Consider the following 21,960-nt stretch of genomic DNA (forward strand, 5'->3'; position numbering starts at 1 on the left):
TTTAGAATTGAAAATAAATAAAATCTTGCTCTTTACCTGCAAACAGAAAAATAGAAATAATAATTATAAAATAAAAACACCATTCTAAAAAGCGGTAATTATTATATTTTAAATTTTGAAGTGCATATTCACCTGTTCGGCCTATCCATTCTATGAGAATAAAGAAAATAATTAATACTATTACAACGTATGATAAAATTGGTATATCCGAAAGGTTAAGAAATGGGGATTCAAAAATTTTCTTAATATAGCTAAAAGCATGCTCTAAATTATCTGCTCTAAAAAATATCCAAGCAAATACAGTTAAAGTGAATGTTAAAAACATATTTAAAGCATCTCTAAAAGATGGAAAAAACCTTCCTTTAGCAACTATTTCAAAATTATTTCTATTATTATTTGTCAATAATAATGGCATAAAATACAATGCGTTCAAGAAACCCCATACAATAAAAGTCCAATTTGCCCCATGCCAAAAGCCACTTACAATAAATATAATAAAAGTATTTCTAACTTTCATCCACATACCTCCTTTACTACCTCCTAATGGAATATATAAATAATCTCTAAACCAAGAAGAAAGTGAAATATGCCATCTTCTCCAAAATTCCGCTATATCCCTAGAAAAATATGGAAAAGAAAAATTCCTTAACAATTCAATGCCAAATAATCTCGAAGTTCCTAAAGCAATATCCGAATAACCAGAAAAATCACAATAAATTTGAAAAGTGAAAAATATTGCTCCAAGAATTAAAGAACTTCCAGAATAATCATTATAATTATTGAAATATAAATTTGCAAATTCAGCACAGTTATCTGCAATTACCATTTTTTTGAATAGCCCCCATAGTATTTGCTTAAGACCATCAACTGCTTTATAGTAATCAAAATTCCTCTTTCTTTTTATTTGCGGTAACAAATGAGTTGCACGTTCAATAGGTCCTGCAACTAATAGAGGAAAATAACATACAAAAAGAGAATAATCCACAAAATTTCTTTCTGGTTTTATCCTATTGTAATAAATATCAATTACATACGATAAACCGTGAAATGTATAGAATGATATTCCAACCGGTAAAATGATATTTAAAGTAAAGTAACTAGCCTCAAAACCAAAAAAACTAATAAAATTTATAAAAGATTCAGCAAAAAAATTGTAGTATTTAAAAACTCCTAAAAATCCTAAATTAATAATTATACTTATCCAAAACCATAATTTTTTATTTACTTTAGAACTTGATTGCGACATTTTAATAGCAGTAAAATAATCCAAAATAGTTGAAAAAATCAATAAAAATAAAAATCTATAATCCCAACAAGCATAAAAAAAATAACTAGCTATAATTAATAAAAAATTTTGTTTTACTATACTTTTTTTAGCTATAAACCAATATAAAAGAAAAACAATAGGCAAAAAAACAGCAAAACCATAAGAATTGAATAACATATTTTATTATTTTAAGATTTATTAAAAGTTTGAAAAAAAAATTAATTTATATAAATTTATAAAAACGACTTTATAAATTTAATAATTCTTTCAGTTCTTCTTTCTATACTAAATTTTTGTGCATGTTCAATAGCATGTAATGACATTTTATCTCTTAATTGTTCATTTACTAATAGTTTTTCTAGTGCTGTTCTAATTTGAGAAATATCATTTGGATCAACTAAAATTGAAAAATCTGAAGTACATTGCACTCTTATTTCAGGAATATCAGATGAAATTATAGGTAATCCACAAGCCATTGCTTCAATTATAGCGTTACTAGAGCCTTCGTGCTGCGTTGGTAAAACAAAGATATCCGAAGCTGATAAAAGTTCAGGGACACAACTTCTAGGTACTTTCTGTTTGAAAACAATATCTGTGCTTTCTGGATTTTGTTTTCCTTCCCCTACCATAACTAGACCTATGTTCTCAATTCCTTCAGCTGCTTTAACCAATCTTAGAGGCCCTTTGTTTTCTATAAAATGTCCTAAAAACATAACTAATGTTTTATTTTGAGGTAAATTATATTTTTCTCTAAGCTCATTTATATTTTCCCTTTTATAATACACTTCAAAATCCACCCCATTAGGCTCTACAATAATTTTATCTTGAGAAACTTTCATATCTATCAATTTCTCTTTTATCAATTCAGAAACAGCTATAAAACCATCTATTTTATTGAAAAATTTCGTATATGTATTCTTATTATACCATTTTTGTACTAATTGGATATTTCTATTTTCACCTACAGCTGCAATAAATGGCTTATTATATTTTTCTAATGCTTCTACACCTAATAATGCATTTTTTATAAAATGACAATACACTACATCAAACTCAATTTTATTTTTCTTTATAATACGTTGTATTGCATTTACTTGTATTTTACGAGCAATTGTATAGGTATTAAAACTTCCTATTTGTTTAGTGGATAAAGAAGTAAATAATGGACGGTAAACCTTTGCTAATTCATTACCATATACTACTTTTTTAAATTTTATTTTTCTTGGCACTAATTGAAAAGGCGCAATAACAATTACTTCATGCCCTAGTTTTGCAAATTGTTGCACTAAATTGTATACAAAAACTCCATTAGTAGGATGTTGTTCCGATGGGTAATTATCTGATATTATTAATATTTTCATAACTTAATTTATTACATGATTATTCATTCTTGTTGAACCTATTAAAATTGCAAAAACAAACCAAACAAACAAACTAGAAATAGCTCCCCCCGCTTTAAATATATGGAGCGTTATTGCAGAAAAAAGCAAAAAAATTAACACTGTTTTTGTCCTTTTGAAATTATTATGTGCAAGGATTAAAAGTCTAAAATAAAAAATCATAAATACGATAAAACCAATTAAGCCCGTTGTAGCTAATATTTCAAGAAAAGCATTATGAGCTCCCATTGCCCCACCAAAAGTTTCTTTCATCATAGGTTTAAAACCAGACCTCCCTACTCCTAAAAATGGATTATCAACAAAAAAACCAAATGCAATTTCCCATATATCATTTCTTCCTGTTTTCCCTTCATCTACAAATTGCATAAATCTAGTATAAAAAATCTCATTACTTAAAAAATAATTAAATAATAATACTCCTACAATAGAAGCTAAAATTATTATTAAAAATTTAACTTTAAAATTTTTCTTTAAAAGCAAAATCATAACTGCTGCTCCAATGAAAAATGTAAAAACTGCACCTCTTGAAGCAGTTGCTGAAATTAAAGGAAATATAGGAACTAACATGAGTCCCATAAAAATTTTATAAATTATATTAAATTTTTGTTCCAAAATAAATGAAAGCAAAATTAAAGCTCCTATAACAGCCTTAATACCTATATTATTTGGATTTTCACCAAAAATTATAAGCCTACTCTCACCTTCTGTAAAATCAATATCTACACCTATTCCAAACAGAAATAAAACACTTAATAAAAAAATACCAAACGTATATATTTTTAAAACATACAATAGAATTGTTGGGTTTGATATCAAGTGATTTCCTAAAATTAACAATAAAAATAAAAATTTTAAAATTCTTGTAGTAAAAAGATCATTTAATTCTTCTATATAGGTAATATTTAAAAATGATGATATTGCTTCTATCAGTAGAAATAATAAAATAGGTTTAATATAAGGCCCCAGGTAAAAAAAAGATAAACGTTTATTAAGAAATGGTAAAGTGGAAATTATATAAATAAAAAAAACAACCATTGTTATAGAAAGTACTCCTTTTAAATCAAAAGGATTCCAAAATTCAAAAACAACAGAAAGTACTAATAAGTACAAACAGAAATCATTTATTTTTTTTAAAAAAATCATATTTTTATTTTTGACATAATACTATTTCCTTAGAAAAACTTGATAAATCATTCCATATTTTTTGCAAATTTTTCATATGGACTTCATTGGTATAATTTGGAAGTTTTATATAATGATAGTCAATATTTTCGCCAAATAAGTTTCTAACATTAAATAAGGCAGAAGAATGGAAAGTAATTATTCGATTTGGCAACTTTTCCAATGAAGATAAATATATTTCTATTGGAAAATCATTTCGTTGCACGCTCATAATTTGCTCTATTTTTTTTAGTTTTTTTGTTGATTCAAAAATTCTAGGTACATAAATAATTTCTTTTTGAAACATATCTCTAATTTTAACTAAGATATCTAAATAATTATCCTCAGATATATACCCTCTTTCAACATGTGGATCTCCTATAAATATAATGTAATCGTTTATATTTGAAAACGATATGTTTTTTAGGTAATTAAAATTATTATTAACTATTTTATATTTAAATTTCTGTAAAAAAAAAGAACCATAAGAAGTGAAATACTGATCAAATAATATATCATAATTATTAATTCTTAAAAATTTGTATAATAATTTGTTTTTATAATTCTTAAAATATTTAAAAGGATTTTCTGCTTTATAATTTACCGATCCTGAACCGTCATCAATAAATGAAATTGTAACATTTTTAGATTTTTTGCAAGCATATCTGTAAAATGCATTTAAATCATTTCCAACCAAATGCCCTTCATTAAATTTAAACAAAAATATCTTGAAAAAACTGATAAGATTTATTAATACAAAATTATATCTTGCAATTTTTTTATTTAATAAAAAAGTTGGAGGCATAAATATAACTTCATCAAAGTAATGGTTTTTAATCAAAGACAATACTTCTAATCTTGAATTTATTTTTTTGTTACATACAAACAATACATTATAACCTTTATCTAATTGATAATTCTTAATATACTCTACACAATTAATAACTTGTAATCCCGTTACAACAAAAAAATAATTTTTATTCCTTTTACTCATTAAAATTATTATTAATTAAAATTATTAGATATAATTTCAAAAACAGAAAAATCCCATGTTGAAAAAACACCAAAAGAAACTTTTTCATCAACGACAATATGACCTACTTTTCCCGATAGCATTTTACCGCTATTTTTGAAATTATCGACTTTTGACAACATAATTCCTCCTTGACCCTTATATATAGCTTCTCTTTCAAGCCTTGTAAATTTGTCTTGCTCTAAAATAGGTATTAAACCATGACCTGTATGCTGAAAATACATTTTATTATCTAATCTAACACTAATTAAAGAATCTGCCTTAAAAATGGCTAACGTGTTAATAGCATCATCAACTATATCTGTTGTAACAAATGGATAATCTAAAGAAAAAGATAGTATAGCTTCTGGATAAATTTGTTTTTGAAAAAGAGTATCTAAAATAAAATTAAAAGTGCTATTTAAAGTTTCACCTGATTTTGATAACTGAAAAGGTCTTTTAATTATTAGCAATTTTGAAAAATTTGTTTTCTTACTTTCAATAAAATCTAATATTTCTTTATCAGAAGATGTAACAACAATCCAATCGATTTTTTTCGAATTTTCTAATTTTTCTAAAGCCAATTCCAAAATAGTATTATGGTTAGAATTTTTGTACAATGGCCAATTAATCTTATTAATAAATGTATTTCTCACTGGAATTATTGCCACTGTTTTAGGAGTGATTAACTTAAAAGATTCAACATAAGTCTCTTTAATTTTTTTTCTTGTGGATAAAATTCTTTCTTCATTACCTGTAAGATTATTTCCGTGTCTTCTATAATAAAAAAGAGGTTTATTAATATTAGTGACTTTGTAATGCATAATAAATTTGATCCATAAATCATATCCATCTTGACAAGTAAAGCTCTCATTATAACCTCCTAACATTCTCAAATTTTCTAGACGTATCATTGTACATGCTCCGTGAGCAGGTTGATCAAAAAGAGAAACATCCTTATCAAAATCATGTCTTATCTCTTCTCCTGTGATAATACCATCATCATTGGTGTAGTAATAGTCAGGAAAAACTAATCCTAAATCTGTATCATTTTCCAATGTAGAAACCATAATCTCTAATGCATCTGGTGTTAAAAAATCATCTGCATCTAATCGCATAATATATTTAGCAACAGAAGCCCTCATCGCAATATTATTGGTCACGTTTAATCCTTTGTTTTGTTGATAAATTATATTTATCTTAGGATTATCCCTATATTGTTCAATAATTTCTTTACTATCATCTACTGAGCCATCATCGATTATAAAAAGTTCAAAGTCTTGAAATGTTTGCACCAAAACACTTTCTATAGATTGTTTTATATACTTCCCATAATTATAGTTTGTAATATAAACGGTTAATAAAGGATTACGATTCATTTGCAAATTATTCTATTAAATTCCAATCTAATTTTTGATGTTTAATGACATCTTTTTTTATTATTTTTCCTATCAATTTATCAAAATCTCTTGCGTCAATTCCATGATTTGGGCGCAAAACTGTTAGATTATTTTCTGTCAAGACTTCTCCTGCTTTAATGTCTTTTGAAGGATAAACTGCTCTTCTAAATGATTCAACATGACCATTTTCTATTTCTATTGTTACAGGTTTCTTAACACTATTTCCTTTTAGTTCGTTAATAAGTTGAATTTCTTGAATTAATTCAGTTATTTCACTAGGGGTTAATGAAACTTTATGATCTCTAAATTGCTTTCCTTCTCTAGAATCTGTGAAATGAAATTCAAGAATTTCTGCCCCAATAGCAACTGCATAATTTAACGCTTTACTTCCTTCTGTATGATCAGAATAACCAATTGTTAGATTAGTTAATTCTTTTAACCTTTTCATTACATTTAAATTTGCATCTGCGCTTGGTATTGGATACATACTAGTACATTGCAAAACTGCCAACATTTCTGATGACTTATAATCTGAATTTATTGATTGAATATATTCTATTGTTTTTAAAACTTCATCTTCTGAAGAAAGACCTGTTGAAACTATAATAGGTTTTCCTTTCTCGGCAGTTTTTTTTAATAAAGAATAAGCCGTTAAATCTCCACTGCCAATTTTATACAAACTAATATATTTATCTAGCCAAGTCATTGCATCAATATCCCAAACCGAAGAAGTGTATAATATACCAGCTTCTTTAACCATTTCGGCTAAATATATATGATTATCCTTCGTAAGCTCGAATTTTTTAAAATGCTTATTCCTATCTGGACTTTCCAATTGAGATACTAGTGTATCTCCAGTGTATATTTGAAACTTAACATAATCAACGTTAGTATCAATAGCAAGTTGAGAAAGTTTCTTAGCATATTCAAAATCACCTTCATGATTACCACCAATTTCTGCAATTAAAAGTGGGCCAAATTTCCCATGAAAGGGACTATTTATTTTTGTATCTCTTTCCATATATTGTATATCTCATATAAATTATAATTAAAATGGTCTCCATTAAAATGTTGTATTATTTTTTCTGTTCTTTCAAAATCTTCTGCAGTATCTAAAGCCATCTGTATACCTGACGCTTCAGGTAGTAATGAATTTGAATAGTAGAAATTATTTTCTGATGGATAATCATAGGCATATAAAGTTACATGTTCTCTATATTTATCTTCCTTATTTATTTGTTGTAATAAAGATTCAAAGTAGGATAGTTTAAGAATTTCAATACTCATACCTTTAGGAAAAGTCCTATCTTTTACATTAGTAATAAAATCATATTTTCCAGTTTTGGCTATTGTTATCATATCCTTTAATATATTTATGTCTAAAAAGATATTGTCACCATTAATTCTAACAATGTAATCCCAATTTTTATTCTTTCCTGCTTGAAAAAAACGCTCTGCGACATTATCTAAAGATCCCCGAAAACAATCTATTCCTATGTTTTGAGCAAATTGCTCGATTTTATCATCACTATTTTCTAAAGAAGTTGCTATAACTATTTTTTCTATATCAACAACTTGAGAAATTCTTTCAATAATATATTGAAGTATTGGTTTTCCACTTATCACCATCAAGGCTTTACCTGGTAAACGATTAGATGAAAATCTAGACAAAACTACAACACCAATCTTCATCTTTCACCAATTTTTTTTGCTGGAGAACCTCCCCAAATTTCATTTTCTGGAACATTACAATTAACTACAGAATTAGCCGCAATTACAGCACCATTAGAGATTGTAACCCCTTTTAAAATTGTAACATTACTGGCTATCCAAACATCATTACCAATTTTAATTTCATCTGTAATATTTGTTTGAGTATTGATATTGATACCTTTTTTAATTTGATGATTGCTATCAACAATATAAACAAAAGGGGCAATAAGACAATCATCACCAATCTCAATTTTTTTGGAAGCAAAAATAAAAGTATGATAACCTATAGTTGTTCTTTTTCCCACAACAACAGTAGCTTCCGCATTGCATGAACAAATTCGAGCTCCTTCTTTTATAATTACTTCATCATCAATGTAAATGTTCTTAGGGAATCTCATAAACTCTACATGTTTATCAATAAAAACCATTTTACCCAATTTCCCTAAAAAAAATCTATTTTTAATCATTCTAAAATAATTAAAAATACTAAAATGGAGGTGTTTGCGTAATTGTGATTTCATATTTAGATATCTTTTATTTTTTTTGATGTAGTATACAAAAATCTCCAATAATTGAAAAAATTAAACATCTCAGACATTAATGCCCCAAACGATACTGCATTTAACCAAGAATTAAATAACAAATAACCAATTCCAGAAAAAGCAAGAATAAATATGAACCTCATAGTAATTATAACTCGAAATACTTTAAAACTTTTTAAGCTATTTAAAGCACTATGCATCATGGTGTTTAAACAGAAGAAAACACCTGAAAAAACAGTTATTTGTACTGCTATTATTCCCATTGTATACTTTTCAAAATATTGTTCAACAATATATGGAATTGTTAGTGCAATTAGAGTAGCCATTATTGACATCAATATAAATAATTTCCAAATAGCTGACATTGTAAAATCATAAACTTTTGATTTATCGCCAGTTTTACCATAAATGTGTGACATTTGAGGAAATAGATACCGATTTATATAAAGTGGAAGCGCCAAAAAAGCATTATTAATACTTCCAGCAGGAGAATAAAGCCCAACCATTAATGGCCCACTAAAGGCAACCAAAATTAATCTAGGAATACTTCTACTCACAGATGCCAGATAATTCCAAATATACATAGGCATACCAATACCAACCATTTCTTTAAAATCTACTAATTTAAATTCATATTTAACTTTATAGGGCCTAAAAACATAATAACCTATATATAACATTAATGCAACAACTACTTGATAAATTATATAACCCCACAAATCATAATAATAAACCAAAGGTAATAATAGAAAATATAAAAAACTTGTGAAAAATTGAACCTTACCTAAATAAACAAATGCACTAGAAGATCTATATGTTGCCCCCAAAAAAGAAGTTTGAATCCCTAAAGAACTAGTTGAAAATGCTAACACAAACATTAAAGCATACTCAAAAGTAAAAACTTCAAAAAAAGCAAAAAAAATACCCATTAATAAAATTAAAACCATTAAACCCAAACTAAGAGCAGTTGTATAATATCCGACTGTTTTTAATTTTTTAAGAGCCTCCTCTCTCTTATCTTGACCTATCAAAAAGGCAATTTCACGATTTAAACCACTAGTAGTCCCTAAGGTGAAAATTTGTAAATAGCCAACAAAAACCAAAAAAGATTGCCATTGACCTAAATCAATGGGATCCAACCATCGTAAAATAATTATTCCAGAAATAGTTACTGAAAATGTTTTAAACAATCCTGAAGACACGTACAAAACTCCAGCGCTTTTGGATATTTTATTTAAGTATTTTTTCAAAATTTTTTTATCTAATGAGATTAACACCTATTATAATCTGCCATCTGAGCAATTATTTAAAATTCCTTTGACATCATAAATTATAGCATTATCTTTTTTCAAATTTTCAAAATTCATTTTTAAAAATTCATTATGAGCCACTCCTAAAACTATTGCTTCATATTTTTCACTTGTCAATTCTTTATCCATGTTTAAACCATATTCATGTTTTACTTCTTCAGGATTTGCCCATGGATCATAGATCGAAACAATTATGCCATATTCCTCTAATGCACGAATAACATCAACAATTTTTGTATTACGAACATCTGGACAATTTTCCTTAAATGTAATTCCTAACATCAAAAGTTGAGCCCCATTAACAGTTATTCCTTTCTTAATCATCAACTTTACAACTTGAGAAGCAACATATTCCCCCATACTATCATTTAGCCTTCTTCCTGCTAATATAATCTCCGGATGATACCCTACTTCCTGTGCTCTCTGTGCCAAATAATAAGGATCTACACCTATACAATGTCCACCAACTAATCCTGGCTTGAATGGTAAAAAGTTCCATTTGGTTCCTGCCGCCTCTAATACTGCATGGGTATCAATGTTTAATAAATTAAAAATTTTTGCCAATTCATTAACAAAGGCAATGTTGATATCTCTTTGAGAATTCTCTATTACTTTAGCTGCTTCAGCAACCTTAATAGTTGGAGCAAGATGTGTTCCTGCTGTAATTACAGACTTATATAATTCGTTTACTTTTTGACCAATTTCTGGGGTTGAACCAGCTGTTACTTTTAATATCTTTTCCACGGTATGCTCTTTATCACCTGGATTTATTCTTTCGGGCGAATAACCCGCAAAAAAATCAACATTAAATTTTAATCCAGAGACTTTTTCTAAAACAGGAACGCATTCTTCTTCAGTTACTCCTGGGTAAACTGTAGATTCATAAATTACAATATCTCCTTTTTTTAACACTTTACCCACTGTTTCACTAGCTCTGTAAAGAGGAGTTAAATCGGGACGATTATTTTTATCAACAGGTGTAGGAACTGTAATTATAAAATAATTTGCATCTTGAATATCAAGTATATCTCTTGAATTAAACAATCCTATGTGTTCATTATTTTGTTTTTTTAACACCGATTTTAGCAATTCTTCTGATACCTCTAAAGTGGAATCATTCCCGTTATTTAATTCTTCAATTCGACTGGAATTAATATCAAATCCAACTACTGGATATTTAGTTGCAAATAATCTAGCTAACGGAAGACCAACGTAGCCCAATCCTATAATGGCAATTTTGTTCATTTTTATTTTATATCTTTAAATAATTACACTTTTAATTGATTACTATATTCCTAAGTATCAAAGATATGCTAGAATATATTAAATAATTTGCTACCTCAATACTTTAAAATAAAGGTAGACTTTTATGCTATTCAATGTTATTGCTTTAATTAACTCATATTAACAAAAAATTAATAATTAGTTAGTGGATTTTATCTTTGTATTAAAACACAAAAAATATATTACTTTTACTTATTTTCAAAAATCAAAAGACCTTCACCTTTAAAATCTATTGTACTTTGAACAATAACTTCTTTTTTTATTTCCTTTTTAATTTTAGGAACTAATCGATCAATATAATCTTGATTAACCACCTCTCCTTCAATCACAACCTCAATAATACCAGAATCTATTCCTTTTGCATAATCACCAACAAGAAAGATTCTTGAAATCTCTCCCATTCTTTCTAGTATTTGTGTTGTTATATAATCAATACCAATATATTTTTGAATTAATTGTTGTAAAGTAGCAAATAATGGATGAGCAGTGTTAGCATAGTACATTACTTTATTATCTGTCTCTTCTCTCAAAATATAACCTGCCTCACTTAAATTATTTAGTTCTTTACGAATGGCATTGGTATTTTCATTCATTTCTTGCGCCAAACCTCTCAAATAACCTGTATTAGCAGCGTTTATAAAAAACTTAACTAACAACCGTAAACGCGTTTTTGATGTAATAATACTATCCAACATATTTATTTAATGAACAACAAAAGTACTCATTTGTTTTTAATGAGCAAATTTTTACGCTTCTTTTTACATCGTTTACTTCAACCAAAAAAGGAGACTGACAAACAACATGTTACCGTTCTCCTTTTTTAGTAAAATCATTTACCATTCTTTTATTTCAGGTTTTCCCAATACCAAGCCACAGCCTCTTTCAACCCTTGATCTATAGTATGTGTAGGCTTATAACCCAATAACGCTTTAGCTTTTTCTACTGATGCCAAAGAGTGTGGGATATCCCCTAAACGATTAGGTCCATGAACCACTTCAACTCCTGCAATCTCGGCATCGTATGCACTTAAATACTCTTTTAAATACTTAACTAAATCATTTAAAGTAGTTCGATCTCCAACAGCGGTATTGTAAACAGTATTAATAGCTGCTGGATTTGCGGTCAACATAGCTCTTTCATTCATTTGAACCACATTGTCAACATAAGTAAAATCTCTTGAATAATCACCCGTACCATTTATAACGGGAGACTCTTTTTTCATCAATTGCTTCACAAATAAAGGTATAACTGCCGCGTATGCTCCATTAGGGTCTTGTCTTCTTCCAAATACATTAAAATACCTTAGTCCTATAGTTTCCAACCCATAAGTTTTACTAAAAATTTCCGCATAAAGTTCATTTACATATTTAGTTATTGCATATGGAGAAAGTGGCTTACCAATTTTGTCTTCAACTTTAGGTAAACTTTCAGAATCGCCATAAGTAGAAGAACTTGCAGCGTAAATAAATCGTTTAACCCCTGCATCTCTTGATGCTACTAGCATATTTAAAAAACCAGAAACATTAACCTCATTAGACGTTATTGGGTCTTTAATGGAACGGGGTACAGAACCTAAGGCTGCTTGATGCAAAACATAATCAACTCCCTCTACTGCTTTCTGACAAACCTCTAAATCTCTTATGTCTCCTTCAATCAATTGAAAATCGGGATGGTCTAAAAAAGGGGCTATGTTATGTCTATGTCCAGTCGCAAAATTATCCAAACATAGTACTTGATGTTCTTTCTTTAAAAAATACTCACATAAATTGGAACCAATAAAACCTGCTCCACCTGTAATTAATATTTTACTCATTTTGTTTATATATATACTTTAGATTAATAACTAGTAAACACTTAACTCTAATATCCATATGAAAATTTACAAAAAAAATATAATTTATGCCATTGGTATATTTATATAAATCCAAAGTCAGTATTTTTTTTAGAAAAAAATATATCAAATATAGATATTTATGAAATTTTCTTTTTATTGTGCGATTAAAAAAAACTGAAACTTTTGTCATATTTTCATCAATATTTAATTTCAAGGAAATTTTATTTTAATCCAATTTTTTTTTAAGTTAAATTTTAGTATTAAGTTGTCGCAATATAATAAGAAATTAATGTATATTTACAAATTGTATTAAAAAAATTAAGCTATTTAAAAAAATCAATTCATTAAAATACATATATTTTTTAGGTATGATTTAAAAAATAAATTTTTATACAATAAAAATATTACAATTATTCCATTTGATTTTAACAACTATCTAATTATATTTGTAAATACCAAATTATAAATAATCGATGAAGAAAAAAATACTATTCTCTTTACATTTTTTTAAGTCTATCAATATTTTACCAGCATGGTTAATTTTACTTTTTGACTTCATTATCATTAGTATCATAGCAACTTTAAGTTATATCGTTTACAAAAATTTAGGTGTTAACTTGCAAACAGATATACCTCCATTTGAAAGGTATACTATTTTACTAGCTGTTTATCTTCTTTCTTTTATTATTTTTAAAACGTACAAAGGAATTTTGAGATACTCTTCTTTAAGAGATATTATTAAGATATTTAAAGCTGTATTTTTATCAACTTTAATTTTGGTTACTATAAATGAAATTAGCAGAAATTTTTATGAGAAAAATATTTTTATTTATTCCATTTTAATAAATGCAACTTTTTTTGGTTTTTTTGCATTAATCGGTTTCAGACTTATTGTGAAAACGTTTTTTTATTACATTCACAAAGACGAGTTCCCTGAATCTGAAAAAGAAAACATTGCAATTGTTGGGGTGAACAGTCAAAACATCGCTTTAATCGAACCATTAAATTCCATTTCGAGTAAATACAATTTGATTTGTTTTTTTGATCAAAACAACTCTTTACAAGGTAAAAAAGTTTCGGGAATACCCGTACAAGCAATATCACCTAATATTGTAACGCTTTTGAGGTACAAAAAAATTAAAAACCTTATATTACCAAAAGAGTACCTAGAGGAAAATGATGAAAAAAAACTACTAGAAGATTGCATTCAAAACAATATTAAAGTATACAAACCTGAGTTATTACAAAAAACCAATGCCTCACAAAAAACAAATCTCAAAGAATACAACTTGGAGGAATTGTTATTCAGAAAAAAAATAGATATTGACAATCCAAAAGTAATTGAACAATTCCAAAATAAAACGATTTTGGTAACTGGTGGAGCGGGTTCAATTGGATCTGAACTGGCTAAACAATTAGCCGCATTTCAACCCAAAAAAATAATAATTTTAGACCAAGGAGAAACACCGCTACACGATATACAATTACATTTTGACAAACATCTATCCAATTGTAATTCTTGCTTTGAATTGGTAGATGTGACCAATAAGAAGGAAATCGGACATGTATTTGAAACTTACAAACCTGATATTGTTTTCCATGCTGCCGCATACAAACACGTGCCTGTTCTTGAAAAAAACTACAAACAAGCCATCAAAGTTAACGTATATGGAACCCTAAACTGCTTAGAATTAGCCCTAACTCATGGTGCAAAAAAATTTATTTTCGTTTCGACTGATAAAGCAGTAAATCCAACTAATATTATGGGTTCAAGTAAACGTATTGCAGAAATGTTGGCTCAAAATTTATTTCTTACTCAAAATGAAAAAAAGATGGAAATAATGATTACACGTTTTGGAAATGTTTTAGGTTCAAATGGGTCTGTGGTACATCTGTTCAAAGAACAAATTGCAAAAGGTGGCCCAATTACAGTTACCCATCCTGAAGTAAATCGATTTTTTATGACAATTCCCGAAGCATGTAAATTAGTGATTGAAGCAGGAGCTATGGGTAGTGGTGGAAACATCTATGTGTTTGACATGGGAAAATCCATTAAAATTGTTGATTTAGCAGAAAAAATGATACGACTTGCAGGAAAAATTCCTGGAAAAGACATTGAAATAAAATTTACAGGTTTACGTCCAGGTGAAAAATTATATGAAGAAGTTCTTACAGAATGTTCGGAAACTCTTCCAACATATCATCCTAAAATCGTAATTGCAAAAGAAACAGAAGAGAGAAAGTTTTCAAATGATGACATTATAAATGCTCTTGAAGATTTTCAAAAAATAACAAGAAAAGAAACCATTACTATTATTAAAAATCTTGTCCCTGAATACCAACCTGAACATTCGATTGAATAGAAAAAATGTTTTAATTTAAATTAACTTTTCAACCTATAAAAAATAAGATGCAATTTTTAGTTACATTATTACTATAGTATAATTTATTTTAATTTATAAATATCTATTTTGAATGATTCATTAAATCTTACTATAATTCGTTGAATACTAAACTAGTAATTAATTTACTTTATTTATTATAAAACTAAATCTTTTTTATTTTTTAGATTTTTTTGACTAATTATTGAAAATTACTCTACGGTTACAGATTTTGCTAAATTCCTAGGCTGATCTACATTACAACCTCTTAAAACTGCAATATGATACGATAATAATTGTAACGGAATTGTAGTTAATAATGGTGTAAATGGTTCGTTAGTTTCTGGAATTTCAATAACATGATCTGCTAAAGCCTTAACTTGTGTATCTCCTTTAGTTACCACTGCAATAATTTTTCCACTTCTTGATTTAATTTCTTGAATGTTACTTACCACTTTATCATAATGACCTTTATTTGGTGCAATAACAATAACCGGCATGTGCTCATCAATCAAAGCAATAGGCCCGTGCTTCATTTCTGCCGCTGGATAACCTTCTGCGTGAATATAAGAAATCTCTTTTAATTTCAAAGCTCCTTCTAAAGCTACTGGGAAATTATATCCTCTACCTAAATATAAGCAATTCGATGCGTCTTTATAAATTTCGGCAATTTTTTTAGCAATATCATTTGTTAATAATGCTTCTTCAACTTTTTCAGGTATCAACTCTAATTCAAGCAAATAACGTTGGTAATCAGAATTACTTAAAGTACCTTTAGCTTTAGCCAAACGAAGTGCTAACAAAGTAAGAATTGTAATTTGCGTAGTAAATGCTTTTGTTGATGCCACTCCAATTTCTGGACCCGCGTGTGTATAAGCACCCGCATGCGTTTCACGAGAAATCGATGAACCTACTACATTACAAACTCCAAACACAAATGCTCCATTTTCTTTAGCCAACTTAATAGCGGCAAGAGTATCAGCAGTTTCACCAGATTGAGAAATTGCAATTACCACATCATCTTTATTAATAATAGGATTTCTGTAACGGAATTCAGATGCATATTCCACCTCAACAGGAATTCTTGAAAATTCTTCTATAATATATTCGGCAACTAAACCTGCATGCCATGAAGTTCCACAAGCTACTATTAGAATTCGTTTTGCACTTAAGAATTTTTCCAAATTATCTTCTACACCCGACATTTGTACAATACCTTTATTAGCCAAAAGTCTTCCTCTATAAGTATCTTTAATTACACTTGGTTGTTCATAGATTTCCTTCATCATAAAATGATCGTAACCTCCTTTTTCAATTTGCTCTAAATTTAATTGGAGCTCTTGAATATAAGGGTCAACCAAAGAATCGTCTTTAATTTTTCTAACTTTTAATGGTTTGTGTAAACGCACAATTGCCATTTCTTCGTCTTCTAAATAAATAGCATTTGACGTATACTCGATAAAAGGTGTTGCATCAGAAGCAATGAAAAATTCATCTTCGCCAATTCCAATTGCTAATGGACTTCCCAAACGAGCCACAATTATTTCATCTGGTTTTTCAACGTCGATTACTGCAATTGCATAAGCTCCAATAACTTGGTTTAATGCAATTTGAACCGCATGACCTAACTTACAATTTTCATTCTTCTTAACTTCCTCAATCAAATTAACCAATACTTCTGTATCTGTATCCGATTTAAAAGTATAGCCTCTTTTGATTAATTCTTGTTTTAAAGGTTCATAATTTTCAATAATTCCATTATGAATAATTACTAATTTTCCAGAGTTTGAAAAATGAGGATGCGAATTAACATCATTAGGCACACCATGAGTAGCCCAACGCGTATGCCCCATACCTATTTTACCAATTGTTGTATTTTCTTCTTGCGCTTTTGCTTCTAAATCAGATACCTTACCTTTAGTTTTAGATAATTTTAATTCGTTACCATCATATAAGACGATACCTGCACTATCATAACCTCTATACTCTAAACGGTGTAATCCTTTAATAATTACAGAATAAGCATCTCTTTTGCCTATATATCCTACAATTCCACACATAAATTAATAATATAATTTTATTTATTTTTTTAACTACCTATAATAAAACAAACTTACAACTTTTATAATAAAATTAACAAAAAAACCGCCTCAAATTGCTTTGAAACGGTTTTTCCTTAATCAACTATAAACTTTAATCTACTATGCTATTGTTTAATCATTTTAAACGTCTGTGTGTTAGCCCCTTGACGAACAATTACCAAATACATACCCACTGAATAGTTATCTCCTATCGTGTGTTGGGCGATTTCATTTGCTGCTATTGCGCTACTTTCAATCATTTTTCCGGTTACATCATACACTTGATAGAATAACGTTGCCGTTTCTCCTTCTATTGGTGTAATACTAAATGTGGTAGTAAATGGATTTGGATACGCCTTGAATTCCGATATAATACTTGTTTTTGTCACTCCATTATTTGATACAACTCGTGTTGGCTGTGTTGGCTTTTCTTTGATTAACGTTATTGTACATGGTGCTCCTTCTGCTCCATATTCAGTTCCTCTTATCACTTGTACTCTAACTTGATGAGTTGTATCATATATATATCCCGTCAATTGTGAAAAACTAAACGAATTCGTAGCACTCTCAATTGAAGCAACTAACGTTGTTCCTGTTACATCGTATACATTAAATTTATAACCCGTAGCATTCGTTACTGCAGTAGCATATATAGCATCAGTATATAAAATACTAGTTCCACATTGTGTGCTTTCGATTGCTGTTGTTGGTGGACCACTTAATGTAATGATACACAAAGCACCTTCTAATCCATAAGAACCTTCTCCTTGTTTCACCTTAACACCTACTTTATAACTAGTGCCTATTGTATAAGCAATATCCGTTATTCTAAAGAAACTAAACGGACGCTCTAACTCGGTAATAAAAGCACCATTTGCATCATAAATTCTAAATGCATACATCGTTGCATTAGCAACAGATCTCGCATAAATACGATCCGCAATGTTAATTGTTACTCCACACTGCGTTGCCACCAATGAAGTCGTTGGAATTGCAATAGTTACATTACATCTCGAACCTTGCTCTCCATAAGAACCATTACCGCGTTTTACTCGTACTCCTACTTGATACGTCATGCCATAAACTGATGCAAACTCTCGCATTCTAAAGAAGTTTGAAGTCTTCTCTAATGTCGTTATAAGGTTACCCTCACTATCGTAAATGTCAAATGCATACGTTACACCATTCCATACAGAAGTTGCAAAAACACGATCTTCTGTTGTAACCGTTTGATTACATTGTGAAGTTTGGATAGCTGTAACTGGAGTAGTCAATGTTATCGAACACGCTGAACCTGCAATACCATAAACTCCATTTTTCTTTATTCTAACTTTCACATTATAAGTAACTCCAAATTCAAAAGATGGCAATGCTTGAACAAATTGGAAAAAGTTTCCTCGTGTCTCATAAGTAGTTAATAAAGTACTACCGGTACTATCGTAAATATCAAATGCATACATGGTTGCGCCTGACACTGAACGGGTATAAACACGCTCATTAAACGCTACTGTACTTCCACAATTCGTCAAATTAGAATAATCTGGACAATCCACCGTTAAGCTAACTTCTTTTGAACCACCACATGGCGTTGTAAAAGATAAAGATACCGTATTGTTATTATTTGAAAAATTAATCGGATGATTTATAGAAACAGTAATACTATTTGTTCCTGCTCCACTCGATATGCTCATACCCTCAGGTAATGTCCAAACATAATTACTTCCAACTCCTGCCGATACACTATAAGTTGCTGTTGTTAAACCACAAATATTTGTTGGACCTCCTATAGATGCAATTGCCGAAGAAACAGCTACCGCTCTTGAAGGACTAGTACCACAACTTGCGGAATTAGCAACTACTGTAATACTACCTGATACAAAACCTGAAGCAAAAGATACTTGAATACTTCGAGTGCCTTGTCCTGATACTAAGGTTACTCCTGTTGGAAGCGACCAAGTATAACTGTCTGCTCCTGTTACAGGTAAAATATTATAAGTATAAATACCATTCTGTGGCGTTGTTGTTACATTACCATTTACATCAACTGAATTTGATGTAGCACCACAAATAATACGCTCTCCATAAATATATCCAGGGGTAGGAACTCCTGATATAGATAATGTTCTTGGTTGACTCGATCCACATGGTGAAAGAGCACGAACCGATAGTGTACCACTTACGCTGCTTGAAGCGGATACGGTAATACTGGTTCCTGTAGCAGCACCTTGTATGGTCATACCTGATGGTAAAATCCATTCATAACTTGTAGCACCATCAACAGCTGTAATACTATAATCAAAAGTTCCTCCAGAGCAAATTTGTGTTGTTCCAACAATTGCACCAGGCATAGCGATACCGCTAACTGTCAAACTACCTGATGATATAACACCATTAGCTCCTGTAGCAGATACACGAATAGTACCACGAGTAAATGATGAATTATAAGTAACAGATATAGTGTTAGTGTTGATACCAGATGAAATCGTTGAACCACTTGGAACAGTCCAAACATAGGAAGTAGCTCCTTCAACTGAAGGAACACTATACAATCCTGTTACAGAACCATTAGCTATACAAATAGTAGATGCTCCAGTTATACTTAATGGACTAGTTTGCCTTGTTACTGACAAACTTCTTACACTTGACTCTGAACATGAATTAATCGCTTTAACCGTGATATTACCCCTAGAAAACGTTGAACTAATACTCACCTGAACCGTATTACCTGTCGTTGCAGTAATTGTCATACCTGAAGGTAAATTCCAAACATAACTCGTAGCACCACTCACCGCTGGAATAGTATAAGTAGCTGTTGTAGCAGAGGAAGACAAAGATGATGATCCAGAAATAGCTCCAACAGTGTCTGATAATGGCGCAATAACTTGCGAAGATGTTCTCTGACTATCAAGTGAACAACCTGCACTATTAGTAATTCTTACAAAAAATTCTCTGTAACCTATACTATTTGTTGGAACTTCATAAGAACTACTGATGGCACCTGAAATAGGTACTGCTCCTGCATTTGAAAGTTCCCAACCCGTACCCGCACTACTATCAATTTTGTACCATTGATATGTTAAACCTGTACCAGATGCAACTACAGAAATTGTTTCTGGAGCACTACCCTTGCACACAGACCAGTTGATATTATTTGGTTGAGTAATGATACTATTGGATAAAATATTTCCAGAAAGTGAAATAGATCGTCCAAGAGCGTTTGTAGCACTCACCGTCAAAATACCGCTACTAGAAGAATTTGCGTTGTTGGTAAATTTAACATATATAGTAGTGGTATTTAATTGACCTGATATGGTATTAATAGTTAATGTAGAATAAAAATTTACATTATCTTGCGAATAAGAAAAGCCAGTTACTGAGCCTAAAGTAATGTTAGAACCAACATTTGACGCAGAAACGGTAAACGGTTTTATCAAGAATGCTCCCGTTGGACACAAATCAAACTGCAAATTTGAAATATTTGTAGTGATTTGACCTGCTTGAACAGGTACCACAACGGTACGCACAGTACCATAACTAACACCATTTGAGTTTATGGCATATGCTCTCAAATAATAGGTGCCAGGAGATAAATTATTTATAGTTCCATTAAATGAACCTTCTCCACTTCCATAAGACTTCTTATTATCATCTATTGTAGGCGTTCCTGAAGTATTCCAAACAAATCCTTTTTCAGAAACAGAAAAATCTCTATCATCAGTAACATTACCTTGAATATCAATTGAATTATTTAAAATCGGACTTAAAACAGCAGTACCATTAACTACGACAGGGGCTCCTTGATTAATTACTGTTGAACCCTGTAAATTCATAGCATAATTATCAAAATTTGATACCCTATATCCTCCAAAACCGAAATATGAGTAAAGAACTGTTGAATTACCAATATTATTATTCTGATAAACTCTTTCTTGAACGGCAGATGGTGAAGAATACAATAAAGTACCGTTTGAACTTGAGGGCCAAACTTCAAGTCTTAAATGATAATTATTATTAGCTTGAGCAGTAATCTTAAGTACAATTTTATACCACTTATCAGGGGAACCATTATTTAATAAATCAGATATCGAAGTATTGACAACTCCACCTGATTGCCAACTTCCAAAATTCTGAGAGGAATTATTGTAAAAGATAAAACCTCCTCCGTGAACTGAAACACCAAGACAAATAGCAGGATTACCACTATTACTATGAACCTGATTTGGCACAGAAGTAAAACCAATGGCACTATAACCAGAATTAAACTCACTCTTTACAAAACTACTAAATTCATATACAGAACCTACTCCACCATTGGAATACCCTTGTTTTGTTGTGTAAACTTCATTTGCTGAAGCATTCCCTATAAATACAGCGCCAGAACCTGAAATACCTGTATTTGTTGACTGGCTGACTTGTGTATTTCCCGTATTTCCTCTAGTAAAATAATTGGATAAATCTCCAGCCGTGTTAAAGTTGTAAAATGTAGATGTTTGAGATTGTGTTACAAGTGCAAACAATAACATGATTGATAAGTAAAAATATTTTTTCATAAAAGATATGTTTTTGCACAAATTT

The 21,960-nt window shown here is 29.7% G+C and carries 15 protein-coding genes; 1 reads left to right on the forward strand and 14 read right to left on the reverse strand.

The window, feature by feature from the left end:
• Nucleotide 1: 1 nt before the first annotated feature.
• The 12 genes from Q0075_RS08480 to Q0075_RS08535 form a co-directional block, all read right to left on the reverse strand.
• Nucleotides 2-1,444, reverse strand: a complete 1,443-nt coding sequence (locus Q0075_RS08480; RefSeq protein WP_297869145.1) for an MBOAT family O-acyltransferase — start codon at nt 1,442-1,444, stop codon at nt 2-4.
• Nucleotides 1,445-1,500: 56 nt separating this feature from the next.
• Nucleotides 1,501-2,628: a glycosyltransferase family 4 protein gene (locus Q0075_RS08485; protein ID WP_297869146.1), complete on the reverse strand. Its 1,128-nt coding sequence runs from the start codon at nt 2,626-2,628 to the stop codon at nt 1,501-1,503.
• Between the two features lie 3 nt (nt 2,629-2,631).
• The gene (locus Q0075_RS08490) at nt 2,632-3,810 is read right to left on the reverse strand and encodes an O-antigen ligase family protein (protein WP_297869147.1); all 1,179 of its coding nucleotides are present in this window, start codon (nt 3,808-3,810) and stop codon (nt 2,632-2,634) included.
• Nucleotides 3,811-3,814: 4 nt separating this feature from the next.
• Nucleotides 3,815-4,822 (reverse strand): hypothetical protein, encoded by a 1,008-nt coding sequence (locus Q0075_RS08495; RefSeq protein ID WP_297869148.1) that lies wholly within the window; start codon nt 4,820-4,822, stop codon nt 3,815-3,817.
• Between the two features lie 11 nt (nt 4,823-4,833).
• Nucleotides 4,834-6,219 (reverse strand): glycosyltransferase, encoded by a 1,386-nt coding sequence (locus Q0075_RS08500; RefSeq protein ID WP_297869149.1) that lies wholly within the window; start codon nt 6,217-6,219, stop codon nt 4,834-4,836.
• A gap of 7 nt (nt 6,220-6,226) precedes the next feature.
• On the reverse strand, nt 6,227-7,261 hold the full coding sequence (locus Q0075_RS08505; RefSeq protein ID WP_297869150.1) for an N-acetylneuraminate synthase family protein: 1,035 nt from the start codon (nt 7,259-7,261) through the stop codon (nt 6,227-6,229).
• Nucleotides 7,240-7,932, reverse strand: a complete 693-nt coding sequence (locus tag Q0075_RS08510) for a hypothetical protein (RefSeq protein ID WP_297869151.1) — start codon at nt 7,930-7,932, stop codon at nt 7,240-7,242. Before Q0075_RS08510 ends, Q0075_RS08505 begins: the two co-directional genes overlap by 22 nt.
• On the reverse strand, nt 7,929-8,474 hold the full coding sequence (locus Q0075_RS08515; protein ID WP_297869152.1) for an acyltransferase: 546 nt from the start codon (nt 8,472-8,474) through the stop codon (nt 7,929-7,931). Before Q0075_RS08515 ends, Q0075_RS08510 begins: the two co-directional genes overlap by 4 nt.
• A gap of 2 nt (nt 8,475-8,476) precedes the next feature.
• Nucleotides 8,477-9,745 carry an oligosaccharide flippase family protein gene (locus Q0075_RS08520; protein ID WP_297869153.1) on the reverse strand — a complete coding sequence of 423 codons (1,269 nt, stop codon included), beginning with the start codon at nt 9,743-9,745 and terminating at the stop codon, nt 8,477-8,479.
• 30 nt (nt 9,746-9,775) lie between these two features.
• Entirely contained in the window at nt 9,776-11,050 is a 1,275-nt protein-coding gene (locus tag Q0075_RS08525) for a nucleotide sugar dehydrogenase (RefSeq protein ID WP_297869154.1), read from the reverse strand.
• A gap of 227 nt (nt 11,051-11,277) precedes the next feature.
• Nucleotides 11,278-11,784 carry an ArsR family transcriptional regulator gene (locus Q0075_RS08530; RefSeq protein WP_297869155.1) on the reverse strand — a complete coding sequence of 169 codons (507 nt, stop codon included), beginning with the start codon at nt 11,782-11,784 and terminating at the stop codon, nt 11,278-11,280.
• 149 nt (nt 11,785-11,933) lie between these two features.
• The gene (locus Q0075_RS08535; RefSeq protein ID WP_297869156.1) at nt 11,934-12,902 is read right to left on the reverse strand and encodes an SDR family oxidoreductase; all 969 of its coding nucleotides are present in this window, start codon (nt 12,900-12,902) and stop codon (nt 11,934-11,936) included.
• A gap of 494 nt (nt 12,903-13,396) precedes the next feature.
• On the opposite strand from Q0075_RS08535, the gene Q0075_RS08540 reads away from it, so the two are divergent.
• Nucleotides 13,397-15,286 carry a nucleoside-diphosphate sugar epimerase/dehydratase gene (locus tag Q0075_RS08540; RefSeq protein ID WP_297869157.1) on the forward strand — a complete coding sequence of 630 codons (1,890 nt, stop codon included), beginning with the start codon at nt 13,397-13,399 and terminating at the stop codon, nt 15,284-15,286.
• A 230-nt stretch (nt 15,287-15,516) separates the two neighbouring features.
• Here the strand turns inward: Q0075_RS08540 and glmS are convergent, their stop codons facing one another.
• Together glmS and Q0075_RS08550 are read right to left on the reverse strand one after the other, a co-directional pair.
• Nucleotides 15,517-17,364 (reverse strand): glutamine--fructose-6-phosphate transaminase (isomerizing), encoded by a 1,848-nt coding sequence (glmS, locus tag Q0075_RS08545; RefSeq protein ID WP_297869158.1) that lies wholly within the window; start codon nt 17,362-17,364, stop codon nt 15,517-15,519.
• A gap of 146 nt (nt 17,365-17,510) precedes the next feature.
• Nucleotides 17,511-21,935, reverse strand: a complete 4,425-nt coding sequence (locus Q0075_RS08550; RefSeq protein ID WP_297869159.1) for a T9SS type A sorting domain-containing protein — start codon at nt 21,933-21,935, stop codon at nt 17,511-17,513.
• Between the last annotated feature and the right edge of the window lie 25 nt (nt 21,936-21,960).

Source organism: uncultured Flavobacterium sp., assembly GCF_937967675.1.
Lineage (GTDB): Bacteria > Bacteroidota > Bacteroidia > Flavobacteriales > Flavobacteriaceae > Flavobacterium.

Bases quoted from the DNA above. Each gene is read 5' to 3' on its own strand.
- Q0075_RS08480 (WP_297869145.1), bottom strand. From the start codon at position 1,444: ATGTTATTCAATTCTTATGGTTTTGCTGTTTTTTTGCCTATTGTTTTT.
- Q0075_RS08485 (WP_297869146.1), bottom strand. From the start codon at position 2,628: ATGAAAATATTAATAATATCAGATAATTACCCATCGGAACAACATCCT.
- Q0075_RS08490 (WP_297869147.1), bottom strand. From the start codon at position 3,810: ATGATTTTTTTAAAAAAAATAAATGATTTCTGTTTGTACTTATTAGTA.
- Q0075_RS08495 (WP_297869148.1), bottom strand. From the start codon at position 4,822: ATGAGTAAAAGGAATAAAAATTATTTTTTTGTTGTAACGGGATTACAA.
- Q0075_RS08500 (WP_297869149.1), bottom strand. From the start codon at position 6,219: ATGAATCGTAATCCTTTATTAACCGTTTATATTACAAACTATAATTAT.
- Q0075_RS08505 (WP_297869150.1), bottom strand. From the start codon at position 7,261: ATGGAAAGAGATACAAAAATAAATAGTCCCTTTCATGGGAAATTTGGC.
- Q0075_RS08510 (WP_297869151.1), bottom strand. From the start codon at position 7,932: ATGAAGATTGGTGTTGTAGTTTTGTCTAGATTTTCATCTAATCGTTTA.
- Q0075_RS08515 (WP_297869152.1), bottom strand. From the start codon at position 8,474: ATGAAATCACAATTACGCAAACACCTCCATTTTAGTATTTTTAATTAT.
- Q0075_RS08525 (WP_297869154.1), bottom strand. From the start codon at position 11,050: ATGAACAAAATTGCCATTATAGGATTGGGCTACGTTGGTCTTCCGTTA.
- Q0075_RS08530 (WP_297869155.1), bottom strand. From the start codon at position 11,784: ATGTTGGATAGTATTATTACATCAAAAACGCGTTTACGGTTGTTAGTT.
- Q0075_RS08535 (WP_297869156.1), bottom strand. From the start codon at position 12,902: ATGAGTAAAATATTAATTACAGGTGGAGCAGGTTTTATTGGTTCCAAT.
- Q0075_RS08540 (WP_297869157.1), top strand. From the start codon at position 13,397: ATGAAGAAAAAAATACTATTCTCTTTACATTTTTTTAAGTCTATCAAT.
- glmS (WP_297869158.1), bottom strand. From the start codon at position 17,364: ATGTGTGGAATTGTAGGATATATAGGCAAAAGAGATGCTTATTCTGTA.
- Q0075_RS08550 (WP_297869159.1), bottom strand. From the start codon at position 21,935: ATGAAAAAATATTTTTACTTATCAATCATGTTATTGTTTGCACTTGTA.